We start from the raw sequence: 20,226 nt of genomic DNA, 5'->3' as shown, positions 1-20,226 counted from the left end.
CAACCACTTGACCAATATTACTGATAGCGGAGCAAAATCATGAATGAAAAAGTAATAATATTTGACACAACCCTAAGGGATGGTGAGCAGTCTCCCGGAGCAAGCATGAACACCGCTGAAAAGCTGCGGATTGCCGTGCAACTGGAAAAACTCGGTGTAGATGTGTTGGAGGCAGGGTTTCCTGCCGCATCTGAAGGAGATTTTGAGGCGGTTTCCAGAATAGCAGGCAGGTTGAAAAACACAGAAGTCGCCGCATTGGCGCGAACTTCCAAAAAAGATATCGATCATGCCTGGGGCGCTATCCGTAATGCCGCTAAACCGAGGATACATACCTTTATTGCAACTTCGGATATTCATATGGACTATAAGCTGAAAATGACACGGGATGCGGTTGTAAAAAAAGCAATTGAAGCGGTTAAATATGCGAGATCTTTTACTGACAGCATAGAATTTTCTGCTGAAGATGCATCAAGGAGCGATCGTGATTTTTTGTGCAGGGTTTTTGAGGCCGTAATTGAGGCCGGCGCCACAACTATTAATATTCCTGACACAGTAGGCTACGCTATTCCACAGGAATTTGCGGATCTTGTTAAATATGTAATAGCGCATACACCCAATATCCATAAAGCAATTGTGAGCATACACTGCCATAACGACCTTGGCCTTGCCACAGCCAATACTCTTGCGGCAATAAGCGCCGGCGCAAGACAGGCTGAAGTTACAATAAACGGGATCGGAGAAAGGGCGGGAAATACGTCTCTTGAAGAGATTGTAATGGCTCTGCATACAAGACCCAATTATATCCCGGTATCAACAGATATTAACACCAAGCAGATTTATCCGACAAGCCGGCTTGTCAGCATGATAACAGGAATTATTGTGCAGCCGAATAAGGCTATAGTCGGCGCCAACGCATTTGCGCATGAAGCAGGTATCCACCAGGACGGCATGTTGAAAAACCCGATGACATATGAGATTATGAAGCCTGATACCATAGGTCTCGGCGCCGGCAAGCTTGTATTGGGCAAACATTCAGGAAGGCATGCCCTGCGCTCACATCTAAAGGATTTGGGATATGATCTTTCAGACGAAGAATTAAATCTTATCTTTAAAAAATTCAAGGAGCTTGCGGATAAGAAAAAAGATATTGTGGATGAGGATCTTGAGGTTCTTGTTACAGAAGGTATATTACGAACTACAGATATTTTCTGCCTGGAGTATTTGCATGTGATAAGCGGGACAACGGTTCTTCCCATGGCGAGTGTTAAACTCATAATAAACGGACGCTCTGTGCAGGGCGCGGGTTATGGGAACGGGCCGATTGATGCGGCTTTTAACACAATAGCAAAACTTACCGGGACCGGATCGGAACTCTTAAGATTTTCTGTGAGTGCCCTGACCGGCGGCACGGATGCACAGGGAGAGGTAACCGTGCGCTTAAATGAAGACGGGCTTATTGCTCTTGGCAGAGGAGCTGATCCGGATATCATCACAGCCAGCGCCAAGGCTTATATTAACGGGCTAAACAGGCTGGAATACTTAAAAGCCAATCCTGTGATATCACCTGAAACATTGTAGCCCTTTGAAAAAACTGTCTAAATTCATCAGGTTTGCAATGTTCCAATAATATCTGTTAGCCGCGGGATATTTCTTTTTATAAGAAAGGCTTCTATTCCTTCAATAATGTCAATTGTGGCATGCGGGTTGATCAAATTCGCCGTTCCGACCTGAACCGCAGCCGCCCCTGCTATTAAAAACTCAAGCGCATCCTCTGCGGTCATTATGCCTCCGACCCCTATTACAGGGAGCTTAACATTTTGAACTACCTGCCATACCATGCGCAAAGCTATTGGTTTAATTGCCGGGCCGGAAAGCCCTCCGGTTATATTTGCAAGCTTCGGCCGCCGGGTTTCAATGTCTATAGCCATGCCGGTTATCGTATTTATTAATGATATGGAATCAGCGCCCGCATCCTCCACACCGCGGGCAATAAGAGTAATATCGGTTACATTGGGAGTAAGTTTTACCATAAGTGGTTTGCCGGTATTGTTTCTGACAGCCTTTACTATTTTGCAGGCTGCATCAGGATCGGTTCCAAATGCCGCGCCTCCCGCCTTTACATTGGGGCATGAGATATTGACTTCAATGCCGGCTATTTCTTCAATTTCATCAATGCGTGATGCCATCTCAGCATATTCCCGGGCATCTTTTCCGTAAATGTTTACAATGATGGGCGTTGATAGTTTTTTGAGGAACGGAAGTTTTTCTTCAATAAATGATGCAAGCCCGACGTTTTCAAGGCCGATGGCATTGAGCATGCCGCATGGGGTTTCAACTATCCTTGGAGGTGGGTTACCCATGGAGGGTTTAAGAGACAAACCCTTGACAATAACAGCGCCAAGCCGGTTCAAATCAATAAGATTTTCAAACTCCCTGGCATAACCGAATGTACCGGATGCCGTCATTACCGGGTTTTTTAGCTCTATTCCTCCAATATTTACTGATAGGTCGGCTTTGTTTTCCATAATACCCGTCTATTACCTCCGGCATGCGATTATATGAGACCGCGGATTAAAATTTAAGCCTGAATTCCTCACATCTTTTCTATGATTTCGTATGCCTTTTCAAGCGCCTGATCAAGTTTCTCGGGTATGGAGCCGCCGGCCTGCGCCATATCAGGCCTTCCGCCTCCGCCGCCACCGACTATGGCCGCAACCTGCTTTACAATGCTTCCCGCATTAAAACGATTCATTAAATCCTTTGTAACAACCACGATAAGCAGAACATTGGGACCTGCAACACTGCCAAGCACAACGATTCCAGATTTCATTTTTTCCTTGAATCTGTCAGCCAGATCTCTAAGAGCCGCGGGCGTGTCAACCACGACTTTTTTTACCTGAACCTTTACATTGTCTATTAATTTAATATAACCTTCGGAGCTATCCGCCTTTGTTGCAGCAATTTTTGCTTTAAGTTTTTCTATTTCCTTTTCAGCGGACTTATGCTCGCTGATTATTTTGTTAATTCTCTTTAGAATATCTTCCGGCCTTTCCTTTATCAGGCGGGCTGTTTCCTGAACTATTTTTGAAGCCTTCTGGATATATTCAAGTGCTGCTTCGCCGGTCAGGGCTTCGATCCTTCTTATTCCCGATGCTACGCTGGATTCTCCGATTATCTTGAAAAGGCCAATCTTGCCGGTGTGGCTGGCATGAATTCCTCCGCAGAGTTCCTTGCTGAAAGATGCAAGGGAAACAACCCTGACCCGGTCTCCATATTTTTCTTCAAAAAGGGCTGTAGCCCCTGATTTAAATGCTTCTTCAGCATCCATTTCTTTTGTTTCAACCAAAACATTTTCGCGTATTCGATTGTTTACAATACTTTCAATTTTATTTAAAGTATCGCCGTCAACCTGAGAAAAATGGGTAAAATCAAAACGGAGTCTGTCCGGTGATACAAACGAACCAGCCTGTTTTACATGGTCGCCCAGCGTTTCGCGCAATGCAAAATGGAGTATATGTGTGGCAGTGTGGTTGCAGGCAATAGCCTCACGACGCGTTTTTTCAACAACAAGCTTTACATTATCCCCTTTTTTAATGCTTCCTGAAATTATTTTACCTTTATGTATTATAAGACCTGTCGGGTCCTTAATGGTGTCAGAAACATCCATTTCAAGCATTCCAGGATTCAGACCTGTTATTTTTCCTTTATCCCCTACCTGGCCTCCGGATTCAGCATAAAAAGGTGTAATTTCTGATACAACTTCAACAATTTTGCCGGTTGTTGCCTCTTGGACTTCATAGCCGTTTTCTACTATTGCAAGGATAGGTGAGGCACAATAATCCGCCTGATAGCCGACAAACTCCGGTTTTATTCCATCGGACGAAAGTCTTTTATAGGCATCACTGACCTCTGAAAAGGTTGCGATAGATCTGGATCTGGTTCGCTGCCCTTCCATGGCCTCATTAAAACCTGTCATATCCAGGGTCATGTTTTCATCCCTGACCACATCTTTTATGATATCGACCGGAAATCCATAAGTGTCGTACAGTTTAAATATTACATGACCCGGCATCTGGTTTTGGTTTTTTGCTTTTATATCTGCAAGTGTTTCGTTTAAAAGCTTAAGCCCGTTATCCAGGGTTTCTGAAAATCTGATCTCCTCATTTTGAATTACATTTGTGATAAAAGCGGCGGCATTTGAAAGCTCAGGATAGGCCGGTTCCATGATATTAAACACCTTTTTTGCCGTTTTATGAAGAAACGGCTTTGAAAGACCTATATTGCGGCCGTAACGTATTGCTCTGCGTATGATTCGGCGAAGCACATATCCTCTTCCTTCATTAGATGGAAGTATTCCGTCGCCTATAAGAAATGCGGCAGCCCTGGTGTGGTCGGCAATTACCTTCATGGCTATGTCGTTTTGCAAAGAATTGCCGAATTTTTTTTCTGAAAGAGTTTCCACCATTGTAATAATCGGACGGATAAGATCTGTATCAAAGTTTGTGGGCACATTCTGCACAAGAGCGGCTATCCGTTCAAGACCCATACCCGTGTCGATACTGGGTTTTGGAAGGGAGGTCATCTTTCCTGAGATGTCACGGCTGTACTGCATAAAAACAAGATTCCATATCTCAAGGTACCTGTCGCATTCGCATCCTACCCTGCAACCAGGACTGTTGCAGCCGAATTCTTCGCCGCGATCTATGAGTATTTCGCTGCATGGGCCGCATGGACCTGTATCTCCCATTGACCAGAAGTTATCCTTTTCCCCAAACCTCACAATCCGGTCTTCCGGCACGCCGATATTCTTACTCCAGATATTATATGCCTCATCATCGTCAAGATAGACTGAAACCCATAGCTTCTCCGTTGGCAGGCCATAGCCGCGCACAAGCAGATCCCATGCAAACTCAATCCCTTTTTCCTTGAAATAGTCACCAAAGGAAAAATTTCCTAACATCTCGAAAAAGGTATGGTGCCTGGCAGTATAACCCACATTTTCCAGGTCGTTATGTTTACCTCCTGCGCGCACGCATTTCTGTGATGTTGCGGCCCTTACATACCCTCTTTTTTCTTCGCCCAGAAAGGTGCGCTTAAACTGGACCATACCGGCATTTGTAAACAACAAAGTAGGATCATCTGAAGGAACAAGGGAAGAACTTCTTATAATCCGATGGTTGTGTTTTTTAAAATATTCAAGGAATTGACTGCGTATTTCGTTGCTCGTCATCGATTACTTTGTTCCTTCTTCCACCTTTGCGGAAAGACCAAGCGCTTCTCTGACCTTTGCAACCGCGGAATTATAAATATCCGGATTTTCGCTTAAGAATTTTTTTACATTTTCACGGCCCTGGCCTATTCTCTCTCCATTATATGAATACCATGACCCGCTTTTGTCAATTATGCCTGCTTCAACGCCCGCGTCAACAAGGTCGCCTGTTTTTGATATGCCTTCACCATACGTGATGTCAAATTCAGCCTCCTTGAAGGGGGGCGCCATCTTGTTTTTTACAACACGCACCCTTGTACGGTTTCCAGTAATATCCTGGCCCTCTTTTATAGCTCCGATGCGTCTGATATCAAGCCTTACAGAGGAATAGAACTTGAGCGCATTCCCGCCGGTAGTTGTTTCAGGATTGCCGAACACCACACCTATTTTCATGCGTATCTGGTTTATAAAAATAACCGATGTCATGGTTTTGCTTATTGAAGCGGTCAGCTTCCTAAGCGCCTGCGACATGAGTCTGGCTTGAAGCCCCATGTGGGAATCACCCATCTCCCCTTCGATTTCCGCTCTGGGAACAAGGGCTGCAACCGAATCTATAACCACGATATCTATTGCTCCGCTTCTAACCAGCATGTCTGCTATTTCAAGCGCCTGTTCACCTGTATCAGGCTGTGCAAGCAAAAGCTCATCACAATTCACGCCAAGCTTCTTTGCATACCCGACATCAAGAGCATGCTCAGCATCTATAAATGCGGCAATGCCGCCCTTTTTCTGAGCTTCTGCAATAACATTAAGGGTCAGGGTTGTTTTGCCGGATGATTCCGGGCCAAAAATTTCTATAACCCTGCCCCTTGGCAGGCCTCCTATGCCCAGCGCCTTGTCAAGAGCGAGGGATCCGGTCGGTATTACCGGAACATCAACAATCGGCTGGCTGCCCAGCCTCATAATAGAACCTTTGCCGAACTGACGTTCAATTTGAACTATAGCGGCATCTGCGGCTTTTTCCTTGTCCGGTGAAATGCTCATAATATCCTCCCAAAATGCTTTTATCTAAAGTGATCCGTTTAAGGTTCAGGGTTCAAAGGTTATAGCCTGCTGATATCTTTAACTTTATAACACAATACTCAGATTAGTCTCTTTCACCCATTGGGTGAAACATAACATGCGCCCCTATTAAGGCCTTAGGCCACCTTTAGCCAATGGCTAATAGCCAATAGTCAAAGGTAAAGCGAAGCTTTCTAAGGCTCTTCAACCGTGAACGTTGAACCGCTCAACCCAGGTTTTTCTATAATGATATGCTGATCAGCTTCGTGTAAACAGCGCCGTTTGATTTTAAATCGCTTTTAAATAAAATAATATTATCTGCAATAAATGGCTCTGATTCAAGTTCTTTATATTTTTTTATTGCAGTAATAAGTTTTGTCCGGTCAAGCTGTTTTTTTACACGAGCCAGCGTCAGATGACCCTTAAACGGCCTGTTCTCCCTTGAAAAACCGATCTTTTCCAATTGATCTTCAAGACTCTTTTGCAGTTGAATAAGCATGTCAATTTGCCCTTTGATGCCGACCCATAAGACATTGGGACGATTAATGTCTGGAAAGGCGCCTATCCCTTTTGCAGCCAGAGATATCGGAGCATGATCTGCAGCGGATTTAAATATCGCTTTGCCAACCCTTTGTGCATCCTCTTCGTTGATGTTGCCTAAAAATTTCAGTGTAAGGTGGATGTTTTTTACCTGAACCCACCGCGCATCCAATTTATTAGACTTCAGGTCTTCCTGAATACTGCTTATAAAGGATCTTATTTTTTCCGGCAGTTCAAAACCTATGAAAGCGCGTATGATATCAGGCATTTGGAAGAGTAAACTGCGGTTCGCCCAGCGTGAATTTACCATCTGAAATCCAACTTTTCAATATTTCAGCTATCTCACGTGCCTTTACCATGCTGGAAATAGGCACGGTTGGGACAGTCTCTCCCTGAAATTTTATATGGCCGCTTTTAAGCTCGGCATAACTGACCTGGCCGTAGCTTTTTGAAATGCCATTTGGATAATCATGCCCATAATCGACTATCTGGGTAAAAATTTCCTCGTCAGATATAGCAGTGTGTTGCGCAATTTCTTCGTTCAATATCGGGATCGGAATACCCAGACCTACGGCCAGCGAACATCCGTAACCCTGGAGACTAACGCCAACCAGCCAGCTCGGACTCATTGTTTTCATGTCTCCCATAACCCACAATGTTCCGGCAGGTGCGACAGGAACACCCCTTTCAGTCCTATTTACAGAAGGGTTATGCTGGGTTCCGTGCCATGTAACATAGCCTATGCCGCCGCCTAAAAAGATCCTGGTTCCAAGTCCGATGGTTTTGTAATAAGGATCATTAAAAAGAGGGCTTAATTGTCCTGCAGAGCAGTAGTTTGCATTGCCTGCTTTTGGTTTAAGAGCGCCCATATAAGTATAAACGGTTTTGTTGGTAAGATTTATGGCACAGTTATAATTCTGATACCCGTTTCTTGGGTTGCAAAGCGTTGCGCTGGGAAGGGTGCGCAGAGTTATCTCCTTTTCTATCATCCTGTTCGGATAGCATGCTGTCCCATAAGAGGTTGCTTTTAAATATACCTTCTTTTTTGCAAGCAAATCCTGGATTACATGGCCCCCTCCGTATCTGAATTCACCTGGATATACCTTGTTTAACGGATCATCCTCGCACAGCTCCGTGGCCCCGAGATAGCAGTCTACAGCGGCGATTCCAGCATATGCAGGCACCTTGTTCACCCAGACCTTGGAAGCCTTAATTCCAGGAACAGAATGCCCAAAATTAATAAAGGCTCCTGAAGAACACATAGGGGAAAAAGTTCCTGTGGTTACAACATCAACATGTCTTGCAGCTTCAATCGGGCCTTCATTTTTGACGATATTGATGATTTCCTCTGCTGTAACCACAACTACTTTACCGGATTTAATTTTTTCATTGATTTCCCTATAAGTCTTGTTAACTTTATATTTTTTCATTCCAAAACGCTCCAGGCCAAGTCAGATTTCCAGCCTTTATCTTAAATTGTAACACCTAATTTAACTTTGGCTCAATCAGGGTTTAACAGCCTCAATCTTGCTGGTTATATTGTTGGTTATCCATGCTGCATCCCACCATTCAAGAGGGTTTACAAAGGTGTTATGGATAAAAATACCGAAATGCAGATGATCGCCGCCTGCAAGGCCTGTCATGCCTGTGCGGCCCACGATTTCACCCTTTGATACAAGCTGATCCTTTTGCACATTATAACTGCTTAAATGAGAATACATGCTAAGCAGCCCAAATCCATGGTCGATTATGACGGTTTTCCCATAAATACCAAGATGATCGGCAAAAACCACCTTTCCCCTGTTGGATGCGGGTACCGGCGAATGCTCAAGAGAGGCCAGATCTATGCCAAGGTGAACCTGGCGGTCGATTATTTGTTCTTTGTATTTATATGTTCGATGATCAGCAAATCCAGCCCTGTTTGCCGACTTTGGCAGCCTTTGAAATGGCCCGTTCCAGTATAACGCGTTGTCGGTTTTTTGCCCTAGTTCTGTTACCTGTTTGTAGTTGCTTTGACGAAGATTATGATTTATTTTTAAAAATTTATCCAGCACGGATGTTTTGGAATCTGACGGAGCATCAATTTCGAATTCCGGCATCTTATAGTTTAGAAATTTATCTGAAATGTTAATCACATCTTTTCTAAATTCCTTCTTTTTTATATAATAAGATAATCCGGCTATTGCATTGTTGCCTGCCCGGTCGGTTGCTTTAACAAAAATTTCGGTTTTTGGCCCCTTGTCGTAACTGAGTGCAAAAAAAGCCATGAATATATCAGGATCCTTAAAATATCCTGAATAGCCCGGAAAGAAATTTTCTCCAACATATATTCCGCTTTTTGGGCATGGCTCAGACAGCCTGTATATAGCCAGGGCTGCCCCCCCCTGGCTTATATTGTGGGCTCTGCTCAAAATATCTATATCAGGCGACAGGGTGTCGATGGTTATATTTTTTTCAATATATGTTTTATTGCCGTGCCACCATCCGCGCCAGGAAAAATCCCGCGCAACAATACGCAAAATTGCCTTGCCGTCGCTAACTCCTATTTTCCTTGGTTCTATCTTGATCTTAAAAGTCTCTTTATGAATTTTTTCGCCCTTATACTCTGGTGCCTGAAAGTCCTTATCAAGCATCACAACCTCTTTGCCATCTTTATAAAGACCGATCCACATCATTCGTATACCACTTTTAGTGTCAGACACTGAAATGGAAAGCTCTTGAGATGCTTTTATTGACAAAGAGGGGAGTTCCAGCACAACAGACGGGTTTTCGCCCTCAAATAGAGTTGAGAAAAACCACACTATTGGAACAATCAATATAAAACAGATTAGAACAACAAGGCGATATTTTGTATTGGTTTTCAATGGGTTATATCCAGTCTTTAATTTTAATATATTAAAAAAATATAACAGTTAAAAAGCGTGTAATCAAGGTAAAGTTTTCGTTTGTTGACTTTTAACCATGCGTAAGATAAATTCTTTTTATTTTACTCGATTACTTGGCAGGGTCTGACACATTATGGGTAATATGGTCAAAACAGGTAATATATCAATCGGGCAGGGAGCGCCTCTTGTGCTTATTTCAGGTCCATGTGTGATAGAGGATTATGAAACCTGTTTTGAAATAGCTTCATTTCTTAAAGAACTTACGCAAGAATTGGGCATCCCCTTTATCTTCAAGGCGTCCTATGACAAGGCTAACCGCACATCAATAAATTCTTTCAGGGGCCCTGGACTGGTTGATGGACTTAAAATTCTTGCGCAAATAAAGTCAGAACTCGGCATAAAGATTCTTTCAGATGTGCACAGAATAACTGAAGTGGAAAGAGCCGCACAGGTGCTGGATATAATACAAATTCCTGCTTTTTTATGCAGGCAGACCGATTTTATTTTAGAAGTTGCCGGAACCGGAAAGCCGGTAAATATTAAGAAAGGGCAGTTTCTTGCTCCCTGGGATGTTGTCAATATTGTTAAAAAGATAACCTCTGCGGGAAACAAACAGATCATGATTACGGAACGGGGCACAATGTTCGGCTATAACAATCTGGTTGTAGATTTCCGCGGCATAAAGATAATGCAGGATACAGGCTGGCCGATAATATTTGACGCCACTCACAGCATCCAGCTTCCGGGAGGGGTTGGTTCAAGTTCCGGAGGGCAGCGTGAATTTGCGCCGATCCTTACAAAAGCTGCGGTTGCCGCAGGTGCGGATGGAGTGTTTTTGGAGGTTCATAAAGATCCGGACAGGGCACCTTGTGACGGACCCAACTCGTTAAAACTTGATGATCTTTACGAGCTTCTTTTACAACTCGTGGCAATTAGAGGTGTATTAGTTTAATTTTTTGTAATATTTTAGGTTGGTTAAAATATTACGATTTTTTCAGGTTTAAAACAGGATGATGATTATTGATAAATTAAAAGGGATAAAACTTCTTCTCCTTGACGTAGATGGAGTTCTTACCGACGGCAGTATAATATATAATGACAATGCCGAAGAAACCAAGGTTTTTAATGTAAAAGACGGGCTTGGGATAAGGCTTCTTATCGAAGAAGGAATAGATGTATGTGTCGTAACAGGCAGAACTTCAAAGGCTCTTTTGCACAGGTGTAAAAATCTTGGAATTTCATATATATTCGACGGAGTCGGCAACAAGGCCTCTGTTATGAATTCCATTATTACGCGGACAGGCGTGCTGCCCGAAGAAATCGCATTTATCGGCGACGATTTGCCCGATCTTCCCTTAATGAAACTGGTCGGTCTTTCCATTGCCGTAGCCGATGCACACGAAAAACTGCTGGAAAAAGCCGATATGGTTACATCTGCAAAGGGCGGCTTTGGCGCTGTAAGAGAGGTTTGCGAAACCATATTAAAAGCTAAGGGGCTTTTAGAAAATATTATCAAGCAGTTTTAATGGCATCGTCAAAAGGCCCATCTACTGCGTTGTAATATTTTTTCAGACATTCGGCATTTTATATGTGTGGCCTCATTCCTGAAAAACTACTACGCCTTATATATAAACGTTTTTACTTAGCCATTGATAATGCTTTTTATTAAGAAAAAAAACACTGAAAATAAAAAACTGAAGATTTTTTTAGTCGTAATCATTCTTCTTTCCCTGTGCGTCATATCGGCGGTTTTTATAGGCTATCGATTAATTTTGAACAAAGAGGGCAAGTTTATTTCATCCCTTAACACCGAGGCAAACATATCAATAAGCAAGGTTTACCAAACAGCAACGCGTGATGGGATAAAGGAATGGAGCCTGGAAGCTAAATCAGCATCTTATATTGATGCAACCAAACAGGCAAATCTCCAGGATGTTATTGTAACATTTTTTCTTAAAGATGAAGAAAAGGTTTGTCTGACGGCTGACCAGGGCATTCTGAAAACAGATTCAAATGACATTGAGGTTACAGGCAATGTTGTTGTGCAAAATGAAACTTACAGGCTGAAAACCAAAAAGCTTAATTACGAACACACCAAACGTATTATTTTTTCAAAAGTTCCTGTGGAAATTGTCAGTGATTCACTCAATCTTGCAGCCGACTCGATGAGTTTTGATTTAAATACCAACAGGATCTTGTTTGAAGGAGGGATTGAGGGCAGTTTTAGTGAGACCATTATTTTATAATATAACAGGTTGTCGGGCATCCTATTCCTTGATTGTAATTTTGTTGTTTGCATGTGTTTTTAAGGTGTCTTTTGCATATGCCGACGATCCGGCAATAAATCCGGGAAAAGACAGCAAGAAAATTCATATTACATCCGACAGCCTGGTTGCCGACAACGAAGCCATGATCGCTGAATTTATTGGGAATGTTATAGCAATCAGGGAAACAGACGTTATTACATCCGACAGGCTGAAGATTTTTTATAAAAAGGGTATTGCTAAAAAGCAGAACCCGGCAGCCGGAGAGGAAATGATAAAAAAGATTGTCGCAAACGGCAATGTGGTAATAAAATTTGATGACAAGGTTGCAAAGGCACAACAGGCGGTTTATACGGCTGAGACTGGGATAATTGTTTTAACCGGTCCGGATTCGAATGTTACAAGCGGAAACAATTTTATTTCAGGCGAAAAAATAACCATGTACAGATCTGATGACCGCATGGTGGTTGAAAGCGGCAAAGAAAAACGGGTTGAAGCTGTATTTTATTCAAAAGATAATAACATGAAATAGTATATGCCCAACAAACAAAACCATGGCAAAATTGTCTCTTCAAAAATTGATTAAATTCTATAATGGAAAGCGGGTAGTAAACTGCGTAAGCCTGGATATTGAAAGCGGCAGTGTTGTCGGCCTTCTTGGTCCTAACGGCGCCGGCAAAACCACTACTTTTTATATGGCTATTGGAATTATAAAGCCTGATGAAGGTAAGGTTTTTATTGATGATGAAGATATCACCGATTACCCCATGTATATGAGGGCCCGCAAGGGTGTTGGATATCTTCCTCAGGAGCCTTCAATATTCAGAAAGCTTTCTGTAAAACAAAATATTTTAGCGATTCTAGAAGCGCTTTCTATCTCAAAGTCGGAACAAAATTATCGCGTAAACATGCTTCTTGACGAGCTGGGCATTAAGCACCTTGCAGATCAAAAGGCTAGTATGCTTTCAGGAGGGGAGAGACGGCGGCTCGAAATTACGCGTGCATTAGCTGCCAACCCATCATTTATTTTACTGGACGAACCTTTTGCAGGCATTGATCCTCTGGCTGTTATTGATATAAAAAACATCATTGAACATCTTAAAAAACGAGGAATTGGAATTTTGATATCTGATCATAATGTCAGGGAAACGCTTGAGGTTTGCGGCAAGGCATATATATTAAACGAAGGGCAGGTTATTGAATCGGGAAGTCCGGAAAAGATAGCTTCCAGTGAAATAGCACGGCGCATATATTTAGGAGATGAGTTCAGGTTATAAAACCATGCTTGAATTAAGGCAACAGCTAAAATTATCCCAGCAGCTTATCATGACACCGCAGCTCCAGATAGCCATTAAGCTTCTGCAGCTGTCCCGTCTGGAGCTTATGGATACTATCCAGCATGAACTGGAGGAAAATCCCGCGCTGGAAGAGGTAACTGATTTTGCTGGTGAAGAACAATCTTCGGAGCAATCTAAAGCTGTGGCGGCTGAAAAACCTCTCAAAGAGGTTACAATAGAAGAAAAAATTGATGATAATATTGACTGGAGCAATTATCTTGATGAATATAATTCGTCCGGCAGAATCCATTTTGAAACCGAAAAAAAGGATACGCCAAATTTTGAATCTTTTGTAGCACGCAAGGAATCTTTGAGGGAACACCTTCTCTGGCAGCTGCTTATGATATTTCAGGCAGAAGAGCAACAAAGGATTGGAAGCTTAATTATCGGCAATCTGGATAAAGATGGGTATCTAAAGGTTTCTGTCGAAGAGATTGTTGCGTCAAGCAACTCAACAACCGAAAAAGTAAATAAGCTTTTGTTATTAATGCAGACTTTTGACCCGATCGGAGTATGCGCCAGAGATCTCGGCGAATGTCTCCTCATTCAGGCAAGGCATTTGGGGCTTAATAATACTGTAGTAACCGATATTATCAGTAACCATCTCAAGCATCTTGAAAATAAAAATTATAAAGCCATAGCAAAAGCATTAAAAGTAAGCATTGAAGAGGTTCTTTCTGCTGTAACTGTTATTAAAGCGCTGGAGCCAAGACCCGGACGGCAATTTTCCGATGAAGAGCCTCAATATATTATTCCGGACATTTTTGTTTATAAATCGGAAAATGAATTTGTGATAATAATAAATGATGATGGCATGCCAAAACTCCGAGTCAGTTCTTTTTATAAAAATACAATAAAATGTGGGGGAAAGATCACTGGCAGTGCAAAGAACTATATGCAGGAAAAAATGCGTTCAGCAGCATGGTTAATCAAAAGCATTTATCAGCGCCAGAAAACCATCTACAGGGTTATGGAAAGCATCTTGAAATTCCAGCAAGACTTTTTCGAAAAGGGAATAGCATACTTAAGGCCGATGGTGCTAAAGGATGTGGCTCAGGATATAGGCATGCACGAATCAACAATCAGCAGGGTTACAACAAACAAGTATGTTCATACTCCACAAGGTATTTTTGAATTGAAATATTTTTTTAATAGTTCTATTAATCGAATAAATGGTGAGGCAATAGCCTCTATCAGCGTTCAGGAAAAGATAAAGAAGATTATTGCCGGTGAAAATTCCAAAAAACCTTACAGCGATGATAAAATCTCAGAACTTTTGAAGCAGATGAATATTGATATCGCCAGAAGGACAGTCGCCAAGTATCGGGAAAGGCTAAAACTGCTGCCATCAAACAAACGTAAACAATTTTAGGGAGGCTTTTACATGCAGACATCTGTAACTTTTAAAAATCTGGATTCCTCTGAAAATTTAAAATCATATGTTCAAGAAAAACTTAACCGGTTTGATAAATACTTGTACAACCCGGCAGAAGCAAAAGTTGTCCTTTCGGTTGAAAAATTTCGTCATATAGCGGAAATCAATATTATTGGCGACAGACTAAACATAAACGGCAAAGAAGAAACCGGCGACATGTATTCATCTATTGATATGGTTTTAGATAAGCTTGAAAAACAGATAAAGAAAAACAGGGAAAAAAACAGAGGATACAGGGGCGGTTCAAAAGTCAGCGTAAAAGATGCCTTTGTTGAAGACATTGCTCGTCGCGATGTAAATGTTGAAAGAGATGTCAAGATTAAAAACATCGAATATAAGCCAATGGATATAGAAGAAGCTATAATGCAGATGGATCTTATAAGCAGTGATTTTCTTGTGTTTACAAACGCCAGAACCAATCAGGTTAATGTTCTTTACGGTCGTAAGGATGGTCACTACGGCTTGATCCAGCCCGGCACAGTGTAAACTATTAACAAAAATTTTGGTGAATATTAAATGAAAATTCTTGAAGTTTTAGATAAAGAAGCAATCATTGTTGAGCTTAAATCAGATGACAAGAAGGGGGTGCTTGAAGAACTTGTCAGGCCTGCGGCCCTTATTGCCGGCGTAAATCATGAAGAAATTATGCGAGTACTCCTGGAGAGAGAACGACTCGGTAGTACCGGCATAGGCGGAGGAATCGGCATTCCGCACGGCAAACTAAAGAGCCTGAAATCACTGGTGCTTGGTTTTGGTCTTAGCCGAAAAGGGATTGACTTTGAATCTATGGATGGCAAGCCCACCCATATCTTTTTTCTTCTGGTTACACCGGAAAATTCTACGGGCCTTCATTTGAAACTGCTTGCCAGGATTTCCAGAATTCTTAAAAATGATCTTTTTAAACAAAAACTGCTGGAAGCTGCCAGCAGCGAGGAAATCCTTTCCATCATAAAGGAAGAAGATGACAGGTTTTAAACACTTTTTACGGATTCATCACCATTAAAGGGGTTTTATGATTGGCATAGTTATTGTTACGCACAGACAGCTTGGGGATTCATTTATTGATGCCGCTGAATTCATTCTTGGCGGCAGGCCGGAAGCCATGGAGTCGGTTTCCATAGATTTGAATGAAAAGGCAGATATGCTTCGATTGAAAATTGCCGAAGCAATAAACAGGGTAAAAACAAAAGAAGGGGTGCTTGTTTTAACCGATATGTTTGGTGGAACCCCTTCCAATCTGAGCTATTCATTTCTTGAAGAAGGAAGGGTAGAGGTTTTATCCGGTGTTAACCTCCCGATTTTATTAAAAGCCGTTAACACTCGAAAAGACAATGATCTTAGTAACCTCGGACAAAACCTGGAAGCTTTTGGGAAGAAGAGCATTTCCCTTGCAAGTGCTGTTTTAAAAGGAAACAAACGCGAATAATTTGACATGTTAAAATAAGGGGGCATTATGAGCATAAAGATAGGCATCAACGGTTTTGGAAGAATAGGACGTCTTGTTTTCAGAGCCGCTATTAATCATCCGGAGATTGAGGTCGTGGCTATTAATGATCTTACAGATTCAGCCACAATGGCTCATCTTCTTACCTATGATTCGGTACACGGTAAACTTGGCGTTGAAGTTACAGCCGGGGACGACTCAATTGAAGTAGGAGGCAAATCCATCGGTATTACATCCATAAAGAATCCGGATGATCTTGCCTGGAAAAACTTTGGAGTTGATATTGTCGCTGAATGTACCGGGCTTTTCCTGGATTCCGAAAGCGCGTCAAAGCATCTTGCCGCGGGGGCCCGAAAGGTTATTATATCCGCCCCTGCCAAGAATCCCGATATTACAATTGTCATGGGTGTTAATTCAAATCAGTATAAACCAGCGCAACATCATATTATATCAAATGCCTCCTGTACAACAAACTGTCTTGCGCCTGTTGCCAAAGTGCTTCTGGAAAATTTCGGCATCAGGTGCGGGCTTATGACTACCATACATTCTTACACAGGAGATCAGCGTCTCCTTGATTTTCCCCACAAGGACCTGCGCAGAGCACGAGCCGCTGCCCTGTCAATGATTCCGACTACAACAGGCGCTGCAAAGGCGGTCGCTCTTGTGCTTCCGGAATTGTCAGGAAAGCTCAACGGACTTGCGATCCGCGTTCCAACACCGAATGTATCGCTTGTTGATTTGGTAGTAACAGTGGAAAAATCAGGAGTTACTGTTTCTGATGTTAACCAGGCCCTTAAAACAGCCGCAGAAGGAGCCCTTTCCGGCATATTAGGGTATAGCGAACTTCCGCTGGTATCGATCGACTTCAATGGATCGCCGCTATCTTCCATTGTTGATGGGCCGACTACATATGTCGTCGATAACATGGTAAAAGTGCTTTCCTGGTACGACAATGAAACAGGCTACTCAAACAGGATGGTCGATCTTGCGGCCATGATAGGGAGACAGCTGTGATGCTGGAATCGAATATGAAGAGTCGAAAACCACTGATTGCCGGCAACTGGAAAATGTTTAAAACCTGCAAAGAGGCTGTGGAAACATCACGGCAGCTTGTTAAGCTAATAACTAATGATACAGTTGATGTTATGATTGCACCTCCGTTTACATCTCTTATGCCTGTTTCAGATGTTGTGAAAGGAAGTTGTGTTGCCCTTGGCGCCCAGAATTTTTTCTGGGAACCGGAAGGGGCCTATACAGGTGAAATATCATCGGGCATGCTCCTGTCAGCCGGATGCAGTTATGTTATAATAGGTCATTCTGAGCGGCGTCAATATTTTGGAGAAACCGATATAACTGTTAATAAAAAAATAAAAGCTGCGATTAAAGATAATTTGATACCTATTCTATGCGTGGGAGAATCTGAAAAGGAGCGTGAGTCAAGCCATACATTTTCCGTTCTTGACAAACAGATCGCAAATGGGTTAGAAGATTTGGTTTTAAGTGATCTTGAAACACTGATTATAGCTTATGAGCCTATCTGGGCCATCGGGACCGGGAAAACAGCGACAAGCAGCCAGGCTCAGGATGTTCATCGGTTTTTACGTTCATTGATTGAAAAAAAATTTGGTAATGATCTTGCCAACTCCGTAAGAATATTGTATGGAGGCAGCGTCAAACCGGACAATATAAAGGAGCTTATGTTAATGCCCGATGTTGACGGCGCACTTGTAGGAGGTGCAAGCCTTAATGCAGAGACATTTAGCAAAATAATTAATTTTCAAGTCTAAAATTATGATTTCAACACTATTGATAATAATACACGTTATAGTATGCATAGCCCTCATTATGATCGTTTTGCTGCAGACCGGAAAGGGGGCTGATATGGGCGCCGCTTTTGGAGGGGGTTCCAGCCAGACCCTTTTTGGCGGCACAGGCGCATCAACCTTTCTGACCAAGGCGACAACAGTTGCGGCAATTGTTTTTATGATAACATCGCTGGGGCTTGCATATATATCTTCTCATAGAATCGGCGATTCTGTTGTGATGGAACAAAAGGCCCCGGCGGAAAAACAGTCAGCGCCGGCTGCACCTGAAAAAACTGTTCTTCCCAAGGCCGGGGACTCGCTGCCGGCAAAACAGGCTCAATAAATTCTTGCTTTTTTCAGGTTCTTCAAAATGCCGAAGTGGTGGAATTTGGTAGACACGCTGTCTTGAGGGGGCAGTGGGGCAACTCGTGCCGGTTCAAGTCCGGCCTTCGGCACCACGTTTTCTTTCTAAAAAGCCTTTTTATCCAAAAGGCATGGCGGCTTTCTACATACTATCCGGGATCTGCACCATGATCCGGTCGTCTTCCAGCTTTACAGGATAGGTGCGAACCGGCCTTGGTGATTTGAGCATTTTTCCCAGGGTTGTTAAGAGCCCTGTTCCCTTTAGCCATTGGACTACGTTTCCGTCAGTAACATCAAATTGAGACCCATGCCGCGGGCAGGTTACTATGGCGCCATCAAGCAGGCCTTGTGATAGTTTTCCTCCCATGTGTGGGCAGCGATTGTCGGAAGCGTAGTAATTGTCGCCAACCCTGACTAAAAGTATTTCTTGTCCTTTGATTAGGACTTCTTTCATGGCTCCTTTGACAAACTCACCGGTCTTGCCGACTTCGACCCAACTACTCATTTATCTCACCTCCCGTGTTTACACCAAGCCGCTCACTAAGGTTTGCGGTCTGATTGCTCATGAATCTAAAAAATTATGGCAGAAATCAGAAGAAACGTAAAGAACAATCAACTTTTCGATCTTGACACAAATATTGATAGGCGGTTATTATGACACAAATTTTTTACACAACCGTCTTTTTTGGAGGGTCTTTACAATGGAAAAAGATTTCATGGACCTTGAAGATTTCCTGAAGAATCCTGAAGTGCAAAGTGTTACCGGCGATATAAACCAGGAGTTAATTGATAGAAGGAAATATGTTCCTTCTTTATGTAAAGCCCTGTCTCATAAATATACCGTGCTGGAGGATAATCCTTATTTTAAATTTTCAATCAATAAGGAGGCAGGCAAACAGTTACCATGCATTATAACTAACAAAGTGCAAAACATTATCGGCGTTGATTTTCTGGATGAATCTTTAAGGCAGAAATATTGCAAACAACGCAATATCGGAATCGTATTTTCAGGCGGGCCCGCTCCAGGCGGACACAATGTTATTGCAGGGCTTTTTGATGCCGCAAAAAAGGCCAATCCGGAAAATAAAATATACGGTTTTTTGCTTGGACCGGATGGAATACTTGAAAATGAAGCTATTGAGCTGACGAAAAGTATTATTGATTCTCACAGAAATCTGGGCGGTTTTACGATGATCAAGACCGGCCGTACAAAAATCGACACAAAAAAGAAGATGGCCCTTACAAGGGCGACATGTAAAAATCTTAATCTTGATGCCATTGTAATAGTTGGAGGTGATGATTCAAACACAAATGCGGCATTTCTGGCTCAGGAGATGTTTGATGACAGGCTCCAGGTTATCGGAGTTCCCAAAACAATTGACGGCGACATTCAGGTCAAAGATATAGACGGCAATGTTTTATGTGCGATATCGTTCGGTTTTCATACTGCTGCAAGAGCTTTTGCCAACGAGATAAGCAACCTGTGCACGGATTGCAGCTCCGATGTCAAATACTGGCATATTTGCAAGGTGATGGGCAGGGTCGCAAGCCACCTGGCTCTTGAAGTTGCCCTGCAGACTCACGCCAACATAACACTTATCGGTGAGGAGTTTGCCGACTACATAGACGAAAAAAGGCTCGAAAAAGCAAAAAAAGCAAAAATCGTGGATTACAGCGCTTACGGAATGACCCTTCGGCATCTTTCCAGGTTGATTTGCGATGGTATTGTAAGAAGAGCTGCTGTTGGAAAAAATTACGGCGTAATTGTAATACCTGAGGGTATTTTAGAATTTATTGATGAAATACAGGTGTTTATAATCAAATTAAATACAATTATCGCTGAATATAACAAAAAGCACGATATTGATTTTCATTCTGATTT

The 20,226-nt window shown here is 42.5% G+C and carries 21 protein-coding genes and 1 tRNA gene; 15 read left to right on the top strand and 7 right to left on the bottom strand.

All coding sequences use genetic code 11. The annotated features are described in order from the left end of the window. Positions 1 to 39 precede the first annotated feature (39 nt). A complete protein-coding gene (locus VMW78_10310) occupies positions 40 to 1,578 on the top strand; it encodes a 2-isopropylmalate synthase (GenBank protein ID HUV51394.1) in 1,539 nt (512 codons plus the stop codon). A 26-nt stretch (positions 1,579 to 1,604) separates the two neighbouring features. Here VMW78_10310 and VMW78_10305 read toward each other — a convergent pair whose 3' ends face one another. From VMW78_10305 to VMW78_10280, 6 genes are all read right to left on the bottom strand, one after another. After that, a complete protein-coding gene (locus VMW78_10305; protein HUV51393.1) occupies positions 1,605 to 2,525 on the bottom strand; it encodes a dihydroorotate dehydrogenase in 921 nt (306 codons plus the stop codon). A 68-nt stretch (positions 2,526 to 2,593) separates the two neighbouring features. Continuing rightward, positions 2,594 to 5,230 carry an alanine--tRNA ligase gene (alaS, locus tag VMW78_10300; GenBank protein HUV51392.1) on the bottom strand — a complete coding sequence of 879 codons (2,637 nt, stop codon included), beginning with the start codon at positions 5,228 to 5,230 and terminating at the stop codon, positions 2,594 to 2,596. A gap of 3 nt (positions 5,231 to 5,233) precedes the next feature. Further along, positions 5,234 to 6,253, bottom strand: coding sequence for a recombinase RecA (gene recA, locus VMW78_10295; protein ID HUV51391.1), 1,020 nt, complete (start codon positions 6,251 to 6,253; stop codon positions 5,234 to 5,236). Between the two features lie 259 nt (positions 6,254 to 6,512). Next, positions 6,513 to 7,079: an RNA 2',3'-cyclic phosphodiesterase gene (gene thpR, locus VMW78_10290; GenBank protein HUV51390.1), complete on the bottom strand. Its 567-nt coding sequence runs from the start codon at positions 7,077 to 7,079 to the stop codon at positions 6,513 to 6,515. Then, positions 7,072 to 8,241: a homocysteine biosynthesis protein gene (locus VMW78_10285; protein HUV51389.1), complete on the bottom strand. Its 1,170-nt coding sequence runs from the start codon at positions 8,239 to 8,241 to the stop codon at positions 7,072 to 7,074. Before VMW78_10285 ends, thpR begins: the two co-directional genes overlap by 8 nt. Positions 8,242 to 8,316: 75 nt before the next feature. Then, entirely contained in the window at positions 8,317 to 9,675 is a 1,359-nt protein-coding gene (locus VMW78_10280; protein ID HUV51388.1) for a M23 family metallopeptidase, read from the bottom strand. Positions 9,676 to 9,829: 154 nt separating this feature from the next. On the opposite strand from VMW78_10280, the gene kdsA reads away from it, so the two are divergent. From kdsA to VMW78_10215, 13 genes are all read left to right on the top strand, one after another. Further along, complete coding sequence (kdsA, locus tag VMW78_10275; GenBank protein HUV51387.1) at positions 9,830 to 10,648, top strand: 3-deoxy-8-phosphooctulonate synthase; 819 nt, start codon at positions 9,830 to 9,832, stop codon at positions 10,646 to 10,648. Positions 10,649 to 10,706: 58 nt separating this feature from the next. Next, on the top strand, positions 10,707 to 11,222 hold the full coding sequence (locus tag VMW78_10270) for an HAD-IIIA family hydrolase (GenBank protein HUV51386.1): 516 nt from the start codon (positions 10,707 to 10,709) through the stop codon (positions 11,220 to 11,222). Positions 11,223 to 11,351: 129 nt separating this feature from the next. Continuing rightward, complete coding sequence (gene lptC / locus VMW78_10265) at positions 11,352 to 11,942, top strand: LPS export ABC transporter periplasmic protein LptC (protein HUV51385.1); 591 nt, start codon at positions 11,352 to 11,354, stop codon at positions 11,940 to 11,942. After that, positions 11,923 to 12,492, top strand: a complete 570-nt coding sequence (locus tag VMW78_10260; GenBank protein ID HUV51384.1) for an LptA/OstA family protein — start codon at positions 11,923 to 11,925, stop codon at positions 12,490 to 12,492. Before lptC ends, VMW78_10260 begins: the two co-directional genes overlap by 20 nt. A 22-nt stretch (positions 12,493 to 12,514) precedes the next feature. Continuing rightward, positions 12,515 to 13,237 carry an LPS export ABC transporter ATP-binding protein gene (gene lptB / locus VMW78_10255; protein ID HUV51383.1) on the top strand — a complete coding sequence of 241 codons (723 nt, stop codon included), beginning with the start codon at positions 12,515 to 12,517 and terminating at the stop codon, positions 13,235 to 13,237. Between the two features lie 4 nt (positions 13,238 to 13,241). Next, a complete protein-coding gene (gene rpoN, locus VMW78_10250) occupies positions 13,242 to 14,669 on the top strand; it encodes an RNA polymerase factor sigma-54 (GenBank protein ID HUV51382.1) in 1,428 nt (475 codons plus the stop codon). Positions 14,670 to 14,681: 12 nt separating this feature from the next. Beyond that, on the top strand, positions 14,682 to 15,218 hold the full coding sequence (gene raiA / locus VMW78_10245; protein HUV51381.1) for a ribosome-associated translation inhibitor RaiA: 537 nt from the start codon (positions 14,682 to 14,684) through the stop codon (positions 15,216 to 15,218). A 30-nt stretch (positions 15,219 to 15,248) separates the two neighbouring features. Then, entirely contained in the window at positions 15,249 to 15,707 is a 459-nt protein-coding gene (locus VMW78_10240; GenBank protein HUV51380.1) for a PTS sugar transporter subunit IIA, read from the top strand. 37 nt (positions 15,708 to 15,744) lie between these two features. Then, positions 15,745 to 16,158: a PTS sugar transporter subunit IIA gene (locus tag VMW78_10235; GenBank protein HUV51379.1), complete on the top strand. Its 414-nt coding sequence runs from the start codon at positions 15,745 to 15,747 to the stop codon at positions 16,156 to 16,158. A 27-nt stretch (positions 16,159 to 16,185) separates the two neighbouring features. Further along, complete coding sequence (gene gap, locus VMW78_10230) at positions 16,186 to 17,190, top strand: type I glyceraldehyde-3-phosphate dehydrogenase (GenBank protein HUV51378.1); 1,005 nt, start codon at positions 16,186 to 16,188, stop codon at positions 17,188 to 17,190. Then, positions 17,190 to 17,963 carry a triose-phosphate isomerase gene (gene tpiA, locus VMW78_10225; protein ID HUV51377.1) on the top strand — a complete coding sequence of 258 codons (774 nt, stop codon included), beginning with the start codon at positions 17,190 to 17,192 and terminating at the stop codon, positions 17,961 to 17,963. The genes gap and tpiA overlap by 1 nt, the downstream gene beginning before the upstream one ends. 4 nt (positions 17,964 to 17,967) lie before the next feature. Continuing rightward, entirely contained in the window at positions 17,968 to 18,324 is a 357-nt protein-coding gene (secG, locus tag VMW78_10220) for a preprotein translocase subunit SecG (protein ID HUV51376.1), read from the top strand. A gap of 29 nt (positions 18,325 to 18,353) precedes the next feature. After that, positions 18,354 to 18,439 (top strand) — tRNA-Leu (locus tag VMW78_10215). A 47-nt stretch (positions 18,440 to 18,486) separates the two neighbouring features. Here the strand turns inward: VMW78_10215 and VMW78_10210 are convergent. After that, positions 18,487 to 18,849, bottom strand: a complete 363-nt coding sequence (locus VMW78_10210; protein ID HUV51375.1) for a non-heme iron oxygenase ferredoxin subunit — start codon at positions 18,847 to 18,849, stop codon at positions 18,487 to 18,489. 196 nt (positions 18,850 to 19,045) lie between these two features. Between VMW78_10210 and VMW78_10205 the strand changes: the two genes are divergently transcribed. Beyond that, on the top strand, positions 19,046 to 20,226 hold a 1,181-nt coding region (locus VMW78_10205; GenBank protein ID HUV51374.1), incomplete at its 3' end, for a 6-phosphofructokinase.

The organism is Anaerolineae bacterium, assembly GCA_035529315.1.
Taxonomy (GTDB): Bacteria; Desulfobacterota; Desulfobacteria; order Desulfobacterales; family ETH-SRB1; genus Desulfaltia.
The sequence above is the reverse complement of the archived record's forward strand: the minus strand, read 5'-3'. Positions and strand labels throughout refer to the sequence as shown.